This is a genomic window from Shewanella sp. K8, from assembly GCF_028823715.1.
In the GTDB taxonomy this organism is placed as follows: domain Bacteria; phylum Pseudomonadota; class Gammaproteobacteria; order Enterobacterales; family Shewanellaceae; genus Shewanella; species Shewanella algae.
On sequence record NZ_JAPEHY010000001.1, the window covers coordinates 293,407 to 313,007 of the forward strand.

At 56.1% G+C, this 19,601-nt stretch carries 20 protein-coding genes and 1 pseudogene; 10 read left to right on the plus strand and 11 right to left on the minus strand.

The features are described from left to right. Nucleotides 1-8 precede the first annotated feature (8 nt). Nucleotides 9-506: a hypothetical protein gene (locus ON072_RS01345; RefSeq protein ID WP_107005779.1), complete on the plus strand. Its 498-nt coding sequence runs from the start codon at nucleotides 9-11 to the stop codon at nucleotides 504-506. 104 nt (nucleotides 507-610) lie between these two features. Here ON072_RS01345 and glnA read toward each other — a convergent pair whose 3' ends face one another. Further along, nucleotides 611-2,020, minus strand: a complete 1,410-nt coding sequence (glnA, locus tag ON072_RS01350; RefSeq protein ID WP_028780041.1) for a glutamate--ammonia ligase — start codon at nucleotides 2,018-2,020, stop codon at nucleotides 611-613. Between the two features lie 457 nt (nucleotides 2,021-2,477). Here glnA and typA point away from each other — a divergent pair, with 457 nt between their 5' ends. Beyond that, on the plus strand, nucleotides 2,478-4,289 hold the full coding sequence (gene typA, locus ON072_RS01355; RefSeq protein ID WP_025889914.1) for a translational GTPase TypA: 1,812 nt from the start codon (nucleotides 2,478-2,480) through the stop codon (nucleotides 4,287-4,289). 70 nt (nucleotides 4,290-4,359) lie between these two features. On the opposite strand, the gene ON072_RS01360 is transcribed toward typA, so the two are convergent. Further along, complete coding sequence (locus ON072_RS01360; protein WP_144224744.1) at nucleotides 4,360-5,760, minus strand: MATE family efflux transporter; 1,401 nt, start codon at nucleotides 5,758-5,760, stop codon at nucleotides 4,360-4,362. 111 nt (nucleotides 5,761-5,871) lie between these two features. Here ON072_RS01360 and ON072_RS01365 point away from each other — a divergent pair, with 111 nt between their 5' ends. Next, nucleotides 5,872-6,744, plus strand: coding sequence for a LysR family transcriptional regulator (locus ON072_RS01365; RefSeq protein ID WP_109248520.1), 873 nt, complete (start codon nucleotides 5,872-5,874; stop codon nucleotides 6,742-6,744). A 34-nt stretch (nucleotides 6,745-6,778) separates the two neighbouring features. On the opposite strand, the gene ON072_RS01370 is transcribed toward ON072_RS01365, so the two are convergent. The 7 genes from ON072_RS01370 to ON072_RS01400 all read right to left on the minus strand — a co-directional run bounded on the left by ON072_RS01370 (nucleotide 6,779) and on the right by ON072_RS01400 (nucleotide 13,608). Beyond that, complete coding sequence (locus ON072_RS01370; RefSeq protein WP_261753155.1) at nucleotides 6,779-9,019, minus strand: xanthine dehydrogenase family protein molybdopterin-binding subunit; 2,241 nt, start codon at nucleotides 9,017-9,019, stop codon at nucleotides 6,779-6,781. Further along, nucleotides 9,016-9,471, minus strand: a complete 456-nt coding sequence (locus tag ON072_RS01375; protein ID WP_071238922.1) for a (2Fe-2S)-binding protein — start codon at nucleotides 9,469-9,471, stop codon at nucleotides 9,016-9,018. The genes ON072_RS01370 and ON072_RS01375 overlap by 4 nt, the downstream gene beginning before the upstream one ends. 3 nt (nucleotides 9,472-9,474) lie before the next feature. Next, entirely contained in the window at nucleotides 9,475-10,119 is a 645-nt protein-coding gene (locus tag ON072_RS01380; protein WP_107352498.1) for an NTP transferase domain-containing protein, read from the minus strand. Further along, on the minus strand, nucleotides 10,116-11,168 hold the full coding sequence (locus ON072_RS01385; RefSeq protein ID WP_044735424.1) for an XdhC family protein: 1,053 nt from the start codon (nucleotides 11,166-11,168) through the stop codon (nucleotides 10,116-10,118). The genes ON072_RS01380 and ON072_RS01385 overlap by 4 nt, the downstream gene beginning before the upstream one ends. Before the next feature lie 153 nt (nucleotides 11,169-11,321). Continuing rightward, complete coding sequence (locus tag ON072_RS01390; protein WP_144224738.1) at nucleotides 11,322-12,536, minus strand: 4Fe-4S binding protein; 1,215 nt, start codon at nucleotides 12,534-12,536, stop codon at nucleotides 11,322-11,324. A 182-nt stretch (nucleotides 12,537-12,718) separates the two neighbouring features. Continuing rightward, nucleotides 12,719-13,369 (minus strand): DUF2959 domain-containing protein, encoded by a 651-nt coding sequence (locus ON072_RS01395; RefSeq protein WP_039034687.1) that lies wholly within the window; start codon nucleotides 13,367-13,369, stop codon nucleotides 12,719-12,721. A gap of 20 nt (nucleotides 13,370-13,389) precedes the next feature. Continuing rightward, complete coding sequence (locus tag ON072_RS01400; RefSeq protein ID WP_274625923.1) at nucleotides 13,390-13,608, minus strand: hypothetical protein; 219 nt, start codon at nucleotides 13,606-13,608, stop codon at nucleotides 13,390-13,392. A gap of 221 nt (nucleotides 13,609-13,829) precedes the next feature. Here ON072_RS01400 and ON072_RS01405 point away from each other — a divergent pair, with 221 nt between their 5' ends. From ON072_RS01405 to ON072_RS01425, 5 genes are all read left to right on the plus strand, one after another. Then, on the plus strand, nucleotides 13,830-14,678 hold the full coding sequence (locus ON072_RS01405) for a virulence factor BrkB family protein (RefSeq protein ID WP_144224810.1): 849 nt from the start codon (nucleotides 13,830-13,832) through the stop codon (nucleotides 14,676-14,678). Further along, a complete protein-coding gene (locus ON072_RS01410; protein ID WP_245003278.1) occupies nucleotides 14,629-15,621 on the plus strand; it encodes an alpha/beta fold hydrolase in 993 nt (330 codons plus the stop codon). Before ON072_RS01405 ends, ON072_RS01410 begins: the two co-directional genes overlap by 50 nt. Then, nucleotides 15,618-16,055, plus strand: a complete 438-nt coding sequence (gene dtd / locus ON072_RS01415; protein WP_028780049.1) for a D-aminoacyl-tRNA deacylase — start codon at nucleotides 15,618-15,620, stop codon at nucleotides 16,053-16,055. The genes ON072_RS01410 and dtd overlap by 4 nt, the downstream gene beginning before the upstream one ends. A gap of 1 nt (nucleotide 16,056) precedes the next feature. Then, entirely contained in the window at nucleotides 16,057-16,527 is a 471-nt protein-coding gene (locus ON072_RS01420; RefSeq protein ID WP_274625924.1) for a thioesterase domain-containing protein, read from the plus strand. 196 nt (nucleotides 16,528-16,723) lie between these two features. Next, nucleotides 16,724-17,317: an FMN-dependent NADH-azoreductase gene (locus tag ON072_RS01425; RefSeq protein ID WP_144224734.1), complete on the plus strand. Its 594-nt coding sequence runs from the start codon at nucleotides 16,724-16,726 to the stop codon at nucleotides 17,315-17,317. 55 nt (nucleotides 17,318-17,372) lie between these two features. Here the strand turns inward: ON072_RS01425 and ON072_RS01430 are convergent, their stop codons facing one another. Continuing rightward, a complete protein-coding gene (locus ON072_RS01430; protein ID WP_144224732.1) occupies nucleotides 17,373-17,555 on the minus strand; it encodes a hypothetical protein in 183 nt (60 codons plus the stop codon). Nucleotides 17,556-17,560: 5 nt separating this feature from the next. Next, the gene (locus tag ON072_RS01435; protein WP_144224730.1) at nucleotides 17,561-17,881 is read right to left on the minus strand and encodes a rhodanese-like domain-containing protein; all 321 of its coding nucleotides are present in this window, start codon (nucleotides 17,879-17,881) and stop codon (nucleotides 17,561-17,563) included. A gap of 158 nt (nucleotides 17,882-18,039) precedes the next feature. Between ON072_RS01435 and ON072_RS01440 the strand changes: the two genes are divergently transcribed. Then, entirely contained in the window at nucleotides 18,040-19,155 is a 1,116-nt protein-coding gene (locus ON072_RS01440; RefSeq protein WP_245003277.1) for an HD-GYP domain-containing protein, read from the plus strand. Nucleotides 19,156-19,257: 102 nt separating this feature from the next. After that, nucleotides 19,258-19,601 (plus strand): annotated as a pseudogene (locus ON072_RS01445) (hypothetical protein); the annotation flags it as partial.

The window sequence follows — 19,601 nt, forward strand, 5'->3', positions numbered from 1 at the left end:
AGGCTGTTATGAAACATAAGAGTTTGATAGTAGCGTCTTTGCTGTTGTGCCTGGGAGGTTGTGACTGGTGGGATGACGATGATGACCCTGTGCTTCCGCCGGATCCTGAACCGGAGCAGTCTGTGTCCATTAATGAAGCCGAAAGCCTCAAGGTGGCACTGAGCGCCGTGGATCCTCAAAGCCAGGCACTGACCTTTAGCCTGACTACGGCGGAGGGCAAACCCGTCAAGGATGCCGGCAGCAACTATCTGGTGATGTACCTCAAGATGCCGGCAGAGCAGGTATCGGCCTTCTCCATGCCTTGGCATAAGGGGGTGCGTTTCGAATGCAGCGAAACCGTCGACACCTGTGCTGGCACCATGGAAGCGCTGGAGACAGAAGGCCAATATCGCTTTACTCCAGAAGGGCTTGAGGAGTTGAACCAGACAGAGGGTGAACTCAAGTTGGCGGTGATACTCACAGGGGCCAAGGCTCAGAGTGCTCCTGAGCTTGTCGGTGCTCCCTGAGTGGGTTGAGTTTTATAGCCTTAAAATAGTAGCGCCCCGGGATTGCTCCCGGGGCGCTTTTCTTGTTATCCGATGGCTTGACTCATCGGTTGATTGCAGGGCAATTAGAGGCTGTAGTACAGCTCAAATTCGACTGGGTGAGTGGTGCGGCTGACACGCTCGGCCTCGGCTTGTTTCAGCTTGAGGTAAGAGTCGATAAAGTCATCGCTGAACACACCGCCGCGGGTCAGGAACTCACGGTCTGCATCCAGAGCCGCCAGGGCGACTTCCAGAGATTCGGCCACAGTCGGGATTTCCGCTGCTTCTTCGGCCGGCAGATCGTACAGATCCTTGTCCATGGCATCACCAGGGTGGATCTTGTTCTGGATACCGTCCAGACCGGCCATCAGCAGTGCTGCGAAGGCCAGATAAGGGTTGGCCATAGGATCCGGGAAGCGGGTCTCGATACGGCGAGCCTTAGGACTTGGTACCACAGGGATACGGATAGAAGCCGAGCGGTTACGGGCAGAATAAGCCAGCATCACAGGGGCTTCAAAGTGTGGCACCAAACGCTTGTAGGAGTTGGTGCTTGGGTTGGTGAAGGCGTTCAGGGCTCGGGCGTGCTTGATGATACCACCGATATAGTACAGGGCAGTTTCAGACAGGCCGCCGTACTTGTCACCGGCAAACAGGTTGGTGCCGTCTTTGGCCAGTGACTGGTGTACGTGCATGCCGCTGCCGTTGTCGCCAACTATCGGCTTGGGCATAAAGGTGGCTGTCTTGCCGTAGGCATGAGCCATGTTGTGAATCACGTACTTAAGTACCTGGATTTCATCGGCCTTGTTGGTCAGAGTGTTGAAGCGAGTGGCGATCTCGTTCTGACCCGCGGTAGCAACCTCGTGGTGGTGAGCTTCCACAACCTGGCCCATCTCTTCCAGCACCAGACACATGGCACTACGCAAATCCTGCGAAGAATCCACAGGCGCAACCGGGAAGTAGCCGCCCTTAACGAATGGACGGTGACCTGTGTTGCCATCTTCATAGCTGGTACCTGAGTTCCAGGCCGCTTCTTTGGCATCGATTTTGACGAAGGTGCCGCTCATGTCGGTACCGAAACGTACGTCATCAAACAGGAAGAACTCTGGCTCAGGACCGATCAGCACAGTGTCGGCGATGCCGGTAGAACGCATGTACTCTTCGGCTTTTTTGGCGATAGAGCGAGGGTCACGGTCGTAACCCTGCATGGTGCCGGGCTCGAGGATGTCGCAGCGGATCAGCGCTGTGGTTTCTTCGGTGAAAGGATCCAGTACAAAGCTGCTTGGATCTGGCATCAGCACCATGTCAGATTCGTTGATCCCTTTCCAACCGGCGATAGATGAACCATCGAACATTTTGCCGTCTTCAAAGAAATCAGCATCTACCTGATGAGTCGGGATAGATACATGCTGTTCCTTACCTTTGGTATCGGTAAAGCGTAAATCAACAAACTTAACTTCCAACTCTTGCAGCTGTTGTAAAACTGATTCGACTGACATTATCAAGCCTCCGGTAGGGTAAAGGGGGTGCCCTTTGTCAACTCTTAGTATGTAGCGTCTGGCGCCTTGTTGGTCTCTATTAAGCCAGACTCATGCCAAGATGCTAAGATGTTGAAAATAAAGGGAGTGGTAAAATCGAGGGCTGGCGAGACAAGCGGGTTTGCACTATCATGGTGCATTGAGTGTTCCAAAAAGGTGCGTTCACCATAATGGTGCGTGCGCTGAATAAGCCGGATATTCATAGGTGTCTAAAAAATAATCCTGTGCGATAGCCCCTCGCTAGAGTAGAATGGCACGCTTTTTAAAGCAACCATCCGGGGAAATTGTGCTCCCCGACACGATGGCAGCCCAGGTTTTATAAGGCCTGGAAGGCAATCGCCAAGCAGTCATAAAGCGGTTGTACCATTCAATTTATATTGCTGCATCCCACAGAACAGAGATCGTAAGAGGCAAAACTGTGTTAGAGAATTTACGTAACATCGCCATCATAGCGCACGTTGACCACGGTAAGACTACCCTGGTAGACAAGCTGTTGGCACAGTCAGGAACCCTGGCAACCCGCGGAGAAGCCACCGAGCGGGTGATGGACTCCAACGATCTGGAGAAAGAACGTGGGATCACTATTCTGGCGAAAAACACCGCCATTAAGTGGAACGACTATCGGATTAACATTGTAGATACCCCAGGACACGCCGACTTCGGTGGCGAAGTAGAACGGGTTCTGTCTATGGTTGACTCTGTACTGCTGCTGGTTGATGCGCAGGACGGCCCAATGCCACAGACCCGCTTCGTGACCAAGAAGGCATTCGCCCAAGGTCTTAAGCCTATTGTGGTGATCAACAAGATTGACCGTCCGGGTGCCCGTCCTGATTGGGTTATCGATCAGGTATTTGACCTGTTTGACAACCTGGGGGCCACCGACGAGCAGCTGGACTTCCCAGTGGTTTATGCCTCTGCACTGAACGGTTTTGCCAGCCTGGATCCTCAGGACAACAGTGAAGACATGACCCCACTGTTCCAAACTATCGTTGAAAAAGTATCTCCACCGGATGCCGACGCCGAAGGCGCATTCCAGATGCAGATCTCTCAGCTGGACTACAACAGCTATGTAGGGGTTATCGGTGTGGGTCGTATCAAGCGTGGTAGCGTCAAGACCAACCAACAGGTCACTATTGTCGGTGCCGATGGCAAGAGCCGTAACGGTAAAATCGGTCAGGTGCTGGGCTACATGGGCCTGGAACGCCACGAAGTGGACAGTGCCAATGCCGGTGATATCGTTGCTATCACAGGTCTGGGCGAGCTGAAGATCTCCGACACCATCTGTGCTGTTGGTCATGCCGAAGCATTGCCACCTCTTTCTGTTGATGAACCAACCATGACTATGACCTTCCAGGTCAACACCTCTCCTTTCGCGGGTAAAGAAGGTAAGTACGTGACTTCACGTAACATCCTTGAGCGTCTGCAACAGGAACTGGTACACAACGTGGCTCTGCGTGTGGAAGAAACCGAGAGTCCGGATCGTTTCCGCGTATCCGGCCGTGGTGAACTGCACCTGTCTATCCTGATCGAAAACATGCGTCGTGAAGGTTATGAGCTGGCGGTTTCCCGTCCTGAAGTGATCATCAAAGAGATCGACGGCGAGAAGTGCGAGCCATACGAGCAGCTGACTGTGGACGTGGAAGAAGAACATCAGGGCGGCGTTATCGAGAAGCTGGGTACCCGTAAGGCCGACATGCGCGACATGCAGCCTGACGGCAAGGGCCGTGTACGTATTGACTTCATGATCCCAAGCCGTGGCTTGATCGGTTTCCAGACCGAGTTTATGACAGCGACTTCAGGTACAGGTCTGCTGTATCACACCTTCGACCACTATGGTCCTTACAAGGGTGGCGATATCGGCCAGCGTAGCAACGGGGTATTGATCTCCAACGCCACAGGTAAGGCTTTGACCTTCGCGCTGTTTGGTCTGCAGGATCGCGGTCGTCTGATGATTGGCCACGCCGCCGAAGTTTACGAAGGCCAGGTAGTGGGTATCCACAGCCGCTCCAACGACCTGACAGTAAACTGCCTCAAGGGCAAGCAGCTGACCAACATGCGTGCCTCTGGTACCGACGAAGCTCAGGTACTGACTCCGCATATCCAGATGACCCTGGAACAGGCGCTGGAATTCATCGATGATGATGAACTGGTTGAAGTCACGCCCAAGAGCATCCGTGTGCGTAAGCGTCATCTGACTGAAAATGACCGCAAGCGCGCCAGCCGTGGCTAAGCCATAGGCGAACAGTAAAAAACCCGGCATGACCGGGTTTTTTACTGCGTTCAATTTGCCCGGCATCTCATTAGACTGCGGGATGTTTTGCCAAAGTGCCGTCCGGTGCTTGTCGGGTTCTATCTGCCAGGTGCGACCTTGCATGCAGACGGCGCCAGAATCTAGGCAACACCAACAGTGCCAGCAGCAGGTTGGACAGCGGCATTGCCAGCCAGACACCGGTTTCTCCCAAAAACAGCGGCAATAGATAGAGAAACGGTAACTGGATCAGCATATTGGTCAAGGAGATTGCCAAAGCCATCCCGCCTTTGCCTATCGCCATAAAATACATGGCTGCCAGCACTATCAGCCCCTCCAACCAGATAGCCGCCAGATGGATACGGATCCCGGTTCTGGCTTCCTGGGTTAACAAAGGATTGTTGTCGGCGAACAGGCCGATCATGGTTTCGGGAAACAGGTTGAGCAGCGCCAGCCAACTCAGGCCAAACAGCAGGGTGACCTTGGCGCCCAGCTTGACTATGGCGATGATATTGCCGGGCTGGCGGGCCCCGTGGAAGTAGCTCACAGGTGGCTGCACCCCTTCGGCTATACCCTCAGCCAACAGATAGTAGAGTGTCATCAGATAGCCGACTATGGCAAAGGCACTGACGCTCAAGGTGGTGCCATACTGCATAAACTGATGGTTATGGGCCGCCACCATAAAGCTGGTGTAAAGGTACATCAGTAGTGCCGAAGCCCCCAGTTGGATAATCCGGGCGAACTCCCCGGCTCTGGGTAGCGCATCTTTGAGCCTTGGCTTAAAGCCTGAATGGCTCGAACACAGGTAATAGCCGGCCCCCAGACACACAGCTGTTTGGGCAATGATGGTGCCATAAGCCGCGCCGTTTAACCCAAGCCCAAGTACGGCAACAAACAGATAATCCAACAGGATATTTCCAAGCGCCCCCATCACCAACAGGGCGGTGGCAACTCTGGGGCTGTCATCGTTGCGGATCAACATAGGCAGCGCCGTCGAGGCTATGGTGATCGCCGCGCCCCACTGAAACACGGCAATATATCCCTGTCCCAGCTGCAGAGTCGCTTCAGTGGCCTCCTGCAGTTGCATTAGCGGCTCACTCAAGCATTGCAGCGCCATAAATGCCACCAGGGCCAATAGAACAATCAGCCAGATACTGGCCAACAGGGCTCGATTGGCTTGCGTTTGCTGCCCGGCTCCGCGGGCGATGGAGATATGGCTGCCGCCACCCATGCCCACCATAAGCCCGAGGCCGGAGAGAATAAACACTATCGGCCAGGCCATGTTGATGGCGGCCAATCCTTGAAAGCCGACATAGTGGCCGACAAAAATACCTGCGCTTATCTGGTACAGGCCACTGACCAGCATGGCAGCGATGGCTGGGATGGTATAGCGCCAAAAGGTGCGCCGCAGCTGGTTGTGACTCAGTGTTTGCTGAGAGATTCCGGTATTCATAATTGCACTACCTTTAACCGAATGCAGGAAAACAGGGTCGCAGATTATGCTTGTTTTTCGGATTGGTGAAAGATAGCTTGTATCCGTTATTCGGATACTTTGGTGAATGGAATGAATTGGACCCTGGATCAACTGAGCGCCTTTGTGATTGCGGTGGAAAAGGGCTCGTTTTCGGCCGCCGCCAGAGAGCTTGGCAAGGCGCAATCTCGGGTGAGCACTGCCGTAGCCAATCTGGAGATAGACCTGGGGCTGGAGCTGTTTGACCGCAGCGCCAGGCTACCCAGGCTGACAGCCGCCGGCGAGCAGATCTATCAGGAGGCCAAGGTGGTGTTGAGGCAGTGCCAGCGCCTGGACGCCAGAGCCCTGACGGTCAGCTCGGGCGAGGAGGCCACCCTGACGGTTGCCCTGGACGAGGCTCTGCCCATAGAGCGCTTCGAGAGTTTCTTCGTGCGGGTGGCCGAGCAGTTCCCGGGCTTGAAGCTCACTCTTATCAACAGCTCCCAGGATGATATTGCCCGCTGGGTCGATGAGAAAAAAGCCGACCTGGGTATCTTGTTCCGCCAGACAGATGAGCTTTTGGATTCCTTGGAGTTCAACTCGATAGCTCACTTTCAGCAGTCGCTTATTGTCGGTCGTGAGCACCCGCTGGCGAATATTGCCGAGCCTTCGCTCGACCAGCTCAATCAGCACCGACAACTGGTGATCCGCTCCCGCATCGGCGACAGCCAGTCGCGCCCCGTGTCCAGCAATCACTGGCATATCGACAGTTATTACTACATCACGGCGCTGGTGATCAAAAATGTCGGTTGGGCCCTGGTGCCCGAGCATGTGGCGACGGCCGAGTGGTATGCCAAGGATCTGGTGAGGCTGTCCGGTGCCAATATCACAGACAATCAGTGGGTCGAAATAGGCGTGGTCAGACGCAGGGACAAGGGCATTGGCCCTGTGATGCAGTGGATGCTACAGCAGTTGGCCAGGGAATAGTGCCGGGGCATGGCCCCGACACTTTATCGACCAATCAAAGCTGCAGATACTGCTTCAGCGGCAGATCCCGGTAGCGCTTGCCGCCGGCGGCCACTATGGCGTTGGTCAGTGCCGGTGCCACCGGGGGCACTCCGGGTTCGCCTACACCGCCGGGTACCTCGGTCGAGGCGATGATTTGTGTTTCTATCTCAGGGCATTGCGGCAACCGCAGCAGTTGATAGTCGTGGAAGTTCGACTGTTGCACCTTGCCATCCTTGAAGCTGATTTCGCCCAGCATCGCCAGGCTGAGGCCGAAGATGACCGCGCCTTCCAGCTGCGAATGCACTCTGTCAGGGTTAACCACAGTGCCGGCATCCAGCACTGAGATGGCCTGCAGCACCTGCAAACGCTGACCATCCAGTTTGACCTTGATGGCGACCGCCACATAGCTGACAAAGCTGCGGTGCACCGCAAAGCCCCAGCCTTCGCCCGCCTTGGCCGGTGATTGCGCCATACGTTTTTCGGCGGCGTCGATGACCGTCAGATAACGAGCGACATCCACAGGATGACGGCTGAGTTCTTCGCCATAGTTACCGTATTTGAAGCCCTGATTGGCAAAGTTCTCCACTCTGGGTTGCCCCAAAAGTTGCCGCCACATGGCAGGGCAACTTTGGCCGGTGCGCAGCGCCAGTTCGTCGACAAAGCTGCCAATGCCGAAGGCATGCTGAATGTTGCACACAGAGCGCAGCCAGCCTATGCGGGTATGAGCCTCGGCCTTGGCGGTTTCGCAGCGCAGCGACGGCAACTGAAATGGCAAGTCGATAAAGCCCAAATCCAGTTCGCCGTCCGAGGGTTCATCCACACCTTCGGCAAAGGTGGAACTGATGGAAGGGAAGGCGGTGCGCGACAACAGAGCCTCCACCTTGCCATCATCACTGAGCAGTGCCTGATAATGCTGGGCGCTGATGGCGTGCAGATAGCCGTTTTGCAGTTCATCTTCCCGGCTCCAGAACACCTTCACCGGCTTGCCGCTGCGTTTGGAAAGCAGCGCCGCTTCGACGCTGAAGTCCGGCTTGGACTTACGGCCAAAGCCGCCGCCCAGCAGGGTGACATGTACCTTGACCTGCTCCTCTTTCAGCCCCAAAGCGGCCGCCACATTCTGCTGGGTACTCTGGGGCGTTTGGCTGCAGGCCCAAATTTCACAGCCATCCTTGCTGACTCTGGCGGTGGCCGCCGGCGGCTCCATCATGGCGTGAGCCAGATAGGGCACAGTGTAATCGGCGCTGAGCGTGCGCTCTTTTGGCCAGCTTGCGGGAGGCTGACCCAGCTCACGCCTGACCTTGCCACTCTGCTGTACTCGCTGTTTCAGTGTGGCGAGAAACGCTTGGGAGTCGTGCTTGTCGTTGGGGCTTTGCTGCCACTGAATCGTCAGTGCCTTGCGGCCTTCAAGGGCGCTCCAGCTGTTGTTGGCCAGCACAGCCACACCGCCAAGCGGCTGGAAGGCCGGTGCCCCTTTGGGAGCGGGCAGGCTGATAATATCCACCACACCGGGGAAGGCGCGGGCCTTTTTATCATCGACACTCGCCGCTTGGCTGCCGAGCACAGGCGGCCGGGCAATCGCGGCATAGAGCATGCCTTCCAGACGTATATCCTGACCATAGATAGCACTGCCATCCAACATGGCATCCATATCCACTATGGTGCGTGACTGACCTATCTGGGTGAATTCTTCTCTGGGTTTGAGCCTGAGTTGGCTCTCATCCGGAAGCGGCAGCTTGGACGCCGCCAGTGCCAGTTCGCCATAGCTCAGGGAGCGGCCGGACGCCTTGTGAGTCACTCTGTGAGCCTTGGCGCTGACTTCTGCGACCGGCACTTGCCAATGTTCAGCAGCAGCCTGTTCCAACATGGTGCGCGCCATGGCACCCATCTGCCGCATTCTGTCGTAGTGTTTACGTATGCTGCGACTGCCATCTGTATTCTGGCTGCCGTAACGCTTGTCGGCCAGGCCCTGCACCACCACGACTTTGTCCCAGTCGGCTTCCAGTTCATCGGCCAGCACCTGAGGTATGCCTGTTCGTATGCCCTGGCCCATTTCCGAGCGATGGCAGGTGAGGTAGACCTTGTCGTCTTCACCGACGGCGATAAACAGATTCAGAGGTTGCAGCTTGTCCTGCGCCAGGCTCATGGGGCTCCAGCCCAGGGCGCTGCTGCCCAGCATCAAGGCACCGCCACTGGCGCCAAAGAGTTTCAGTACATCACGACGGCTGAAGTTTTCCACTGCGGTAAACCGGCTCATGAGCTCACCCCCCCTTTGACGGCGACATCCTTGATGGCGCTGCGGATCCGGGTATAGGTGCCGCAGCGGCAGATATTGCCGGACATGGCATCGTCTATCTGTTGGTCACTGGGGTTGGGCGTTTCACTCAAGAGCGCCGCGGCAGACATGAGTTGCCCTGTCTGACAGTAACCGCACTGGGGAACCTTGTGTTTGCTCCAGGCGGCTTTCAGCGCCGGATTATCCAGGCCTTCTATGGTGGTGATGTTCTTGCCCTCGGCACTTTTGAGACTGGTGAGGCAGGCTCTGGCGGGCTTACCATCCAGATGTATGGTGCAGGCCCCGCAGAGTCCGGCGCCACAGCCGAATTTGGTGCCTGTCAGCCCCAGGAGATCCCTGAGGGCCCATAGCAAGGGCATATTGGGATCGGCCTCGACCGAAAACAGTCTGCCATTGATTTTGAGTTGCGACATTGTTCACTCCTTGTGCTGGTTGAGGCGTCTGAGATCTGCGCCCGTGTCTATGTCTATGGCGGCGCGGTGCAGCACTATCCGGCCCAGTCGTTGTTGTTGTAATTTCTCGGTCAGCAGGGCCTTGGCCCCTCGGTCACCCTGCAGTTGGCAAAGGGTGTTGAAGTCTGTGGCATTAAAGATAGCAGGCGCGCCGGGGGAGTCCCGGTAAAAGGCGCTGCTGCTGAGTTGGCTGCCCAGCCAACAGTCGAGCAATTCAAGGTAATCGGCGCTATTGAGCGCAACCTGATCGGCCAGCGCCAGTAGCAGGGCATCGGCGGAGCAGGCCTTGGCTTGCTCCGCGGCCAGGGCGATGGAGTGCCCCAGCCCCTGTTGCCAGAGAGGGTTGAAACAGCAGCTCGCATGGGGCGGCAACAACGCTTGCAATTGTTCCTTGTGGCCGCCGAGTATGGTCAGCAGCGGCAGCAGCTCAAGCTTGGGGTACTTCAGGCTTGCCTGAGCGCGCATCTGCTCCAGCGCTTGCCAACTGAGGCGCAGCAGCGGCGTGCCATGGCTATCCTGTGCCGCCAGTTTGGCATGGCCGGGCACTGAGTCATCGGCGGCGAAGCGGCTCGATGCTCCGGCGGCCAGTAACACAGGCAATAGCCTCATGGCATCAGGCCCTCAAGCCCAGTCATGGGCGCATCAAACAAAACCCCGTGGCACTGGGCCAAAATGCTGAGGGCGATGGCCCCCGGGAGTTCGCCGCCGAGTGCCAGTCCGGCGGGCGCCGCCAGTGGCACGGCAAAGTCTGCCAGCCCAAGAGCGGCATGTTTGAGTACCTTATCGCGCCTGTGAGTTGGCCCCAATAGCGCCAGATAGCGTGGGCAGCTTACTTGCAGCCGTTTGAGAATGGCGCTGTCGAGCTCGACATTGTGGTACATCACTATGGCACCATCCTGACGCTTGAGCCAATCGGCATCCAGCTCGTCGGCGCCGAGCTTGATTATGTCGCAACCGGCAAAGTCATGGCTGCGGGCGTAGGCGGCTCTGGGATCGACGACGCTCACCTGCCAGTCCAGTTGCAAAGCCATCTGCGCCAGCGGCTTGGCATCCAGACCGCCGCCGAAAATCGCAAGCGCAGGTTTGGGGCCCACGGGTACGGTTAACCAGCTCTGTTGCCCGTTCTGCCCGGTTTCTGGACTCCAAATCCCGGTGCGGCGAAAGTCATTGGCGGGGAAAGGTAGAGGCTCAGCATAGGTTGAGGGGGAACCTTGGGGTAAAAAGCGCGCCTCAAGGGCTGCGGGCGCTTCACCGGCTTTTGGCATCAACAATTGCCAGAAGCCCGATTGACCGGCATTCAGAGCCTGGCGCAACTCATCGAGTGCCAGAAAATGATTCTCCCGTCCCAGAGGCAGCAGGCAGATGTTCACCAAGCCGCCACACCCCAGTTGGTAACTGGCGTCCTGATCGTCGCGGGCGTCATAACAGACCTCCACCACCCTTTGTTCCGTCAGGGCCTTGTGTGCCTGATGGCGCAGATCGGCCTCCAAACAGCCGCCGCTGAGGATCCCCAGGCTCTGGCCCAGAGGATGAAACAGCATCATGGCTCCGGGTTTGCGATAAGAAGAGCCTTGTACCGAGGTGATCAGCGCCAGCACCCAGGGCTCGTCTGCGCTGAGAGCCCATTGTTGCAGCAAGGTTTGCAGATGGTGCGCCATAAACTTCCCGTGTTTTTGGTGGAGAAGTTAGCATTGCATAAAATAGCATCGGGAAACAATCTTGCCGGGCGTGGCAAGTCAGGGAGGGGCAGTGGTACTCGGCGACAAGCGCAGTAAAAAGGCCCGCCTGTCGGCGAGCCTGAGTGGTTAAGTTTAGTGACCTACATAGTCGATCATCTGCAGCAGTTGCATCCGAACCGCATCCGGCGTTTGGCTTTCCCAGAAGCCGGAGGTGTAAGCTATCAAGGGCAGCAGGAACAGCAGTCCGAGTACCAGCAGCATTACCGACTTGGCCGACCAGAAATGATTGCGGCTAAGGCCGAACCCCAGCGCCGCTTTCTTGGGACAGGCGGCCACGCAGCGCATGCAGGCCTGGCATTCATCGCTGTGCACTGTATTTTTGGTATGCACTATGATGCCGGCCGGACAGGCGCGGGTGCATTTGTCGCATTTCATCCCCTTGGACTCTATCAGGCAATGCTCAGGGGCGCGGCGGATTTTCAGCGGGCTGAGAAAACTCAGCAGTCCCAGCAGGGCGCCATAGGGGCAGAGGTAACGGCAAAATCCCTGACGGCGCCAGGCGACAATGGCAAGGATCAGGCCAAAGCAGGCCAGGGTGATGAGTCCCGGAGTGATGAAAAACAGCGCCATCTTGAGATCGGCTATCTTGTGATAATTACTCTCCAGGTAGCCGGGGATCCCCATAGACGGCATGCCCAGCACTATGTAGAGCAGCGCCGCCAACAACAGATACTTGAGCATACGCAGTGGCCAGTCGAGCCAGGCAGGCGGCATAAATTCGCGCTTGATAAAGCGTTTGCGCAGACGATAGAGGTACTCTCCGGCCAACCCCAGCGGGCAGGCCCAGCCACAGAAGACCCGCTTGCACAGCAGTCCGGTCAACAACACCACAGCCAGCATCACGGCCGCCGCCGGGTGGGTTTGATCCCAGAGTCCCAGGGTGGCTATCGCCTTGAGTTCTATACCGCCGGCGATGGGCAGAAACGCATCCACCACATCCGGGCGCCCAATCCAGGGCGTGACTCCGGCCTTGAGCATCAGGCTGTTGATGGTGTACTGAATCGCGACCAGAAACAGCGACAGTGCCAACAGGTGCTGGCAGCCGCTGCGCAGGTTATTGATCCTGGGCTCGGATTGCAGCAAGCCGGGGCGCAGTTGCTGCAGCAATGCCAGGCTACCAACGGCTGTCAGCGTGGCCAGCAGTAACATGGGGCTGCTGCTAATCAGCAGCGCGGTTAAAATCAGCAGCAAGGTGAGGCCGGCGCCGAAACGGCGGCCGCTCCACCAGAGTTGGCTGACACCATAGAGGAGTGCCAGCATGAGGGTGAGCGATTCGGTCAGTGTCATGAGAATAGAGGCCAGCAACAAAGGACTGCCTATTGTGAACTCAAATAAAGGCACAAGTTCTTGAGTCAAAAAAGGAAGTGTGCAGCAGATCCAAGTTTACATTCGCAGATGGAGAAATTCGTGCACTGGCTCACAGCTGAAAAAAAGCCCCGCGGTGCGGGGCTATCTCTATGGCTTGGCGGTCAGTTACCCGACTCCATTGCCGCGATAAAGCGGTTGGACTCATCGATGGATTTATTCATCTCTTTGATAAGGCCGGATATATCGCTCTGCAGACTGGCAAACTCACCCTTGATGGCCCCTATGGTCTGGGCGTTGAGGTTGTGCTTAAGGTAGAGCATGTTGTCTTTCATTGAGGTCAGGATAGGAGGCATCTTGCTCTCGGCACGGCGCATGCTGCGGATCAGTTGCTCGTAGGAGCGGCGGGTCTCTTTCAGCTTGGCCTGGCTCTTACTGCGCAGGCTGGCCTTGCTGATCTCACCGATTTCCCCTTGCCACTCGTCGAACAGGGCTTCGGCCACATCTTCCACCTTGTTGATGCGGTTGCTGACATCGTCGGCGGCTTCCTGGGCCGACTCATATTCGTCTTTGGCCTTGTTGTAAGCCTTTTCCAGATCGCCGCCATCATGGTTCAGCAGCGCCTGCATCTCTTCCAGTGCCGAACTGAACTGCTCCTGCGCTTCCTGTTGTGATTCTTTGGCGTCTTTGACCCGGTCGACCATGATGTCACGTTTGTGATAGCCAACCTTTTCCATGGCACCGTAATAGGCACTCTGGCAACCACCCAGCAGCAATCCCAGGCTGACCAGGGCGGTGGTGAGGATCTTGTTCATAAGCTTTCTCTTTTCTCTGTTTATGCTTTGTATTTGGCGGCATCTATGATGCACCAGAGATGGGCGATGGCACCTATGATAGCAGGAACTACCAACCACCAGAGGGCGTAACCTGTAACTGTCACCAGAAAGAAGATCAGTGCGGCCAGGATCCGCCCCTGAACCAACTGCCCCAAATCCGGGAAAAATACGCTTGCCAGCGCGGCAATCACATTGCCCGCCGATCCTTGTTGTGACATTAACTCTCTCCTTTAAATTGTGGAAGAAGCGCTGAACGACGGGCCTCGGCGCATGCCTATGCATAGCACTGGCGTCATTCCCTGCTTCCTTTGCCCTGCTGCAGTGGCAGCATCACACTTTGTAATCCGGGCATTATTGTACGAAGATAGCGACACTAGACCCAGAGGATCAAGAGAAAACCGTGAGCAACAAGATAGATACCCGCAATTTCAGCTTGTTTATGAAAGGCTGCTGGCACTTCCTGCTGCACCTGAAACAGAGATTGCAGGACGATCAAATCAATATCCGAGCCGGTCATCTGGCCTATGTGACCCTGCTGTCGCTGGTGCCCATGGTGGCAGTTACCATGTCTATGCTGTCGGCTTTCCCTGTCTTCAAGGGGGTGCGGCAACTGATAGAAAACTTTATTTATCAAAACTTTCTGCCGGCCGCAGGCGATACGGTTCAGGTCTATATCAACGAGTTTGTCGGCAACGCCTCCAAGGGCACTGCCGTCGGTATCGGCGCCCTGGTGGTGGTGGCCATTTTGCTGATCTCCGCCATCGACAAGGCGCTGAACTATATCTGGCGCACCAAAGAAAAACGCCAGACTGTCGTGTCTTTTTCCATGTACTGGATGATCCTGACGCTGGGCCCAGTGCTGATGGGGGCCAGCCTGGCGGCCACTTCCTACTTAGTATCGCTGAAAATATTCAACGAAGCCGATACTTATGGTGTAGGTACCTTCTTTGTCGCGCGTCTGCCGTTTCTGTTTTCTGTCGCGGCCTTCCTGCTGCTTTACACTGTGGTGCCCAATCAAAAGGTGAAGCTGCTGCATGCCCTGCTCGGAGCCATAGTGGCTGCCTTGCTGTTTGAGGCGGGCAAGAAAGGCTTTGCCCTGTATGTGACTCACTTCCCCAGCTACGAGGCGATTTACGGCGCCCTGGCGACGATTCCGATACTGTTTGTCTGGGTCTATCTGTCCTGGATGATTGTCCTGATGGGAGCCGAGATCACCGCATCTTTGCCGGAATTCCTCGATGGTGAAGAACCATTGGAGCCGCTGGATGATGAACCCGGATCGGCATAATCCGTTTGCCCGCGACTGGCTGGAGGTGGGTGGCGGCCACCGCCTGTATCTGGCGCAATTCGGCAACCCGGAAGGCATCCCGCTGCTGTATCTGCACGGCGGGCCCGGCGCCGGTTGCAACCTTGAAGAGTTGGCGCTGTTTGATCTGCGCCGCTTTCGCTTATTGTTTCTGGATCAAAGGGGCGCCGGCTTATCGCGCTCCGAGAAAGGTCTGGCGCAGAATCACTTCCAGGGCCTGCTCGATGATCTCGAGTCGGTCAGGAAGGCGCTGCGGTTGCCGCGCTGGTGTCTGGCAGGGGGCTCATTCGGGGCAACCTTGGGGCTGGTGTACGGCGGTTTATTCCCTGAGCGGGTCATAGCCCAGACATACTGGGGCAGCTTTATCCCCTCTGCCGAGGGCCGCGATTGGCTCTATGGTGCTGCTGGCGCCGCCAGCCGTTTCCCGGTGGACTATCATGGCTTTTCCCGCTGGCTATCCAGGAGTGAGCGCAGCACTGCGGCGCTGCTGGAAAGCTATGCCAAGGGATTTACTTGCCTCAATGCCCAGGATTATGTCCGCAGTTGGCTGCGCTGGGAGCAGCATCTGTCTTTACCCGGGGTGCTGTTGCCGCCGCCAAGGGCGCCTCGGGACAGCAATATGGCCAGAATCGAACTTCACTATGCCCGCCATCACTATTTCGAAGCCATGAGTTTGCTTGATGCAGGGCTCAATAACTGGCCGAAACATACCCGCTTGCTGCAGGGGGAAAACGACTGGGTCTGTCCAACTCACTTGCTGCAGGCTCAGCTTGCCCGCCAGACCCGCCCGGCCGAGTTGCAGCTGGTGGCCGGAGGTCATCACTCGCTGGTGGATGATAAAATGCGTCACGCCGTGGTTGCAGCCCTGTGTGCTATGGGCGACACTGCGGCCTCTTGTGAAACAGAATTAAGGAGTCAGGATTGATCGCCCTGATACAGAGAGTCAGCCGTGCCAAGGTAACGGTTGCCGATGAAGTGACCGGCGCTATAGATAAAGGTTTGTTGGTGTTGTTGGGCGTTGAACGCCAGGATGATATGGCGGCGATGGAAAAGCTGGCCACCAAGGTGATGAATTACCGGGTGTTCAGCGATGACAACGGCAAGATGAACCTCAATCTGACTCAGGTCGGCGGGCAGTTGTTGGTGGTGTCGCAATTTACCCTGGCGGCCGATACCAGCCGCGGTCTGCGTCCCAGTTTCTCGGGTGGTGCCAGTCCGGCTCAGGCCGAAGAGCTCTATGAAGCCTTTGTGGCATTTTGCCGCAGCAAGGGGGTGACCACAGAAACCGGCCGCTTCGCTGCCGATATGCAGGTGGAGCTGCTGAATGACGGGCCAGTGACCTTTAATCTGAGTGTTTGATATGTCTGAGCCATCACTGCTTAAGCAATTGGAAAACACCTGGCATGGCACCATCCCCGTCAGTGCCTTTATGGGGATCCGGCCACTGGCTTTTGATGGCACAGAATTTCGTGTCGGTGCACCGCTGGCGCCCAACATCAATCTGCATCAGACCATGTTTGCCGGCAGTATCTATACCCTGTGCACTCTGTGTGGCTGGGGCATGCTCTGGCTGCAACAGCTGCGGGCCGGAGTGAGTGGTGATATAGTGCTGGCCCAGGCCGAGATCCGTTATCGGGCGCCGGTGACTGCCAATCCCGGTGAGTTGATCGAGGCCAAAGTCAGCTGGCCGGGCGTGTCACTGACGCCTTTGAGTGAAGGGCGCAGGGTCAAAGTCAGGCTGGAAGTGGAACTCTGGAATCACGGCCTTTGCTGTGCTTCTTTCTTGGGGGTTTACGTTAGCCAGCCCAAGCAAGAGCCGACCCTGTCCTAGCTGGGATTACCTAGGCCTACAGGTTCGGTTTTAACCTTGTAAGTCATGGATAACAGCCTTTCCTTTCTAAAAAATCGAATTTAATATCAAATTTTCTCCGCTTTTTTTCTATTTTATCCATTAGTAAACTGCTCAGCATAGATTGGAGCAAAAGCTCTGACTCAAACAAATTCCTGAATCGAAGCGGAGCAGTATCATGAGCAAAGTATTAGTTTTGAAATCCAGCATCCTGGGTGGTTACTCTCAGTCCGGTCTCTTGGTCGACCACCTGATCAAGCATTGGCAGGAGCAGGGTTCCAGCATCACGGTCAGGGATCTGGCGGCCGAACCTCTGCCGGTACTGGACGGTGAAATTGCCACCGGCCTGCGCGGCGGCGAACAGCTGAGCGAGCGCCAGCAACAGGCGTTGGCCTTGTCTGATGAGCTGATCCAGGAACTGAAAGATCACGACACACTAGTAATAGCTGCGCCCATGTATAACTTCGGTATTCCGACTCAGTTGAAAAACTGGATTGACCTGATTGCCCGCGCCGGTGTGAGTTTCAGTTACACAGAAAATGGCCCTGTGGGTCTTATCAATGGTAAGCGCGCGGTAGTGATCACTACCCGAGGTGGGGTACATAAAGATTCGACCACAGACCACGTGGTGCCTTATTTGAAAACCGTGCTGGGCTTTATTGGAATTACCGAAGTGGAAACCGTCTACGGTGAAGCGCTGAACATGGGCCCGGATGCCAACGCCAAGGGTATTTCAGCAGCCAAATCTTCGCTGGCGGCCATCTCTGCCTGAGGCAAACATCTCTTCCACCATCAATCTGAACGCCAGTTGCTTGACTGATTTGGTTCTACTGCCCCGGAGGTGACTCCCCGGGGCTTTTTTGTGACGGCTTGTCCGGCTCGAGCGCCTTGCTGCAAAGGGGACAAGCAGCACTGACCCCTTCGGCGGGCCACTGCTCGCGATAACGCACCCGCGCAGAGGCTTGGCCGCGATGTTGGCTTATCTGAAATCGTCCGGGCTTGCTTGTCATTATGGTTACTCAGGTTGGCAACAGACCAGCTCCTTGAAGGCGCCGCCGTTGAGCACGCAATCAAAGCCGTTGGCCCGCAGAATTTCGCAGCCTTTCTGGGCGCGCATGCCGGCACCACAATAGAGCACAAAGGGTTCCTGCTTATTCGGTTGCTGCTTGAGCCAGGTATCCAGGGTATCCAGTGGCACATTCACCGACTGCGGCAGGTGCCCTTCGGCATATTCGGCAGCCGAGCGGACATCCAGTACCCGAACTCCCTTGGCGATCATCTCATGGCACTGCTCAGGGCTCAGGCGGCCGTCTTGTGGATTGGCGTTGGTTTGCATTTTCAGACTCTCTATCAATTAGAAAATTTTCAATAAGGTTAATCTTATGGATTTGGAAATGCAATGGCCTGGATACTGGTCGTTCTCTCGCCATGGCTGTTTTTTGTTCTATCCTTTGGAAAAAGGAAATGATTTGAAAATAGTGTATGGACAAGAATATGCCAACAGCTCTCTGGCTGCAGGGTCACAACGCTTCTGAGCGCCTGGAGCGCATTCACGATCATCTGTTGCTCAGCTACCCTTGGGTGGATCGTATCGCCTGCGCCCTGTATCACGATTCGACCGGTCTGCTAAAAACCTTTATCAACAGCACTCATCGGGGTCAGGCCATAGTGGGTTATGAATATCCCATGTCCGACAGCCCGGTGCTCAGCCAATTGGCAGACACAGGGCAGTATCGGGTGATGGACGATATCAAGGCCAATATCTTGCCGGAAAACAGCCATTCGCGTTGGTTGCTGGAGCAGGATTACAACTCCTCCTTTACCGTGCCCCTCTACGATGAACAGAGGTTTCTGGGGTTTCTGTTCTTCGATTCATACCGCTTGGCGGCCTTCGATGCCAAGGCGCAGCGCGATATGGTGCTCTATGCCAACTTGATCAACATGTCTCTGTGCGCCGAACTCAGTGCAGTGCGCACTATTCTCGCCTCGGCTCAGGTGGCACGGGACTTTGCCGACCTGCGTGACTTTGAAACCGGCGCGCATCTAGATCGCATGGCGGCCTATTCGGGCTTGATCGCCGGCATAGTCGCCCCCAAATACGGCCTGAGTGATGAGCAGATAGAGCATATCACCCAGTTTGCACCTTTGCATGACATAGGCAAGATAGGTATTCCGGACAAGGTGTTGTTGAAAGAGGGGCCCTTAAGCATAGACGAGCGTACTCTGATGGAGACCCATGTGGATAAGGGGGAGTGCCTGATCCGCAAGGTGCTGGGGGATTTTGGTCTGGCGCATCTGCCGGATTCGGCCATCATGCTCAACATAGTGGCCTGTCATCATGAGTATCTGGATGGCAGCGGCTATCCCCGAGGTTTGAAGGGGGAAGAGGTGCCGATTGAAGCCAGAATAGTGACTGTGGCGGATATCTTCGATGCCCTCAGCAGCGAGCGGCCCTATAAGCAGGCCTGGCCACTGGACGCCTGTTTCCGTGAGTTGAGAAGCATGGTGGCCGCCGGCAAACTGGACGGCCACTGCGTCGAAGCTTTGGCGGCTTCGACTACACAGATCCTGGATATCATGGGGCGCTGCCGCGATGACAAGGCGGCCTGAAAAGAGGTTCATCGCAGATTAGCGTGGACTGGAAATGAAAACGGTTGGAGAGTTATTGTTTAGTCGCCAAACAAAAACAATGACCAACCCCAACCGTTCTCAATGTCGAATATTACCTTCCCCATTGCGCTCTGGGAAGGCTTTGAAGCCGTCCATACCGAGCAAAATCAACAAACCCTCATCATCCACCTAAAGCCGATTGATAACGGCCACTGTGCTTGCGGCAAACCGGCTAAGGCTGTTCACGACGCTTCACTTCGCAGCGTATCGGAACGAACCATACTGGCGTTTCAGGTTCAGTTACGGCTACCCGTCCGCCGTATTCTTTGCCCTGATTGCGGTATCGTTCGGGAGCATATCAGCTGGTTAAAGCCCTATGCTCGCCAGACCACACTGCTCATTGAGCATGTCGAGGCGCTACTCAAGCTCTTGCCGATTAAACATAT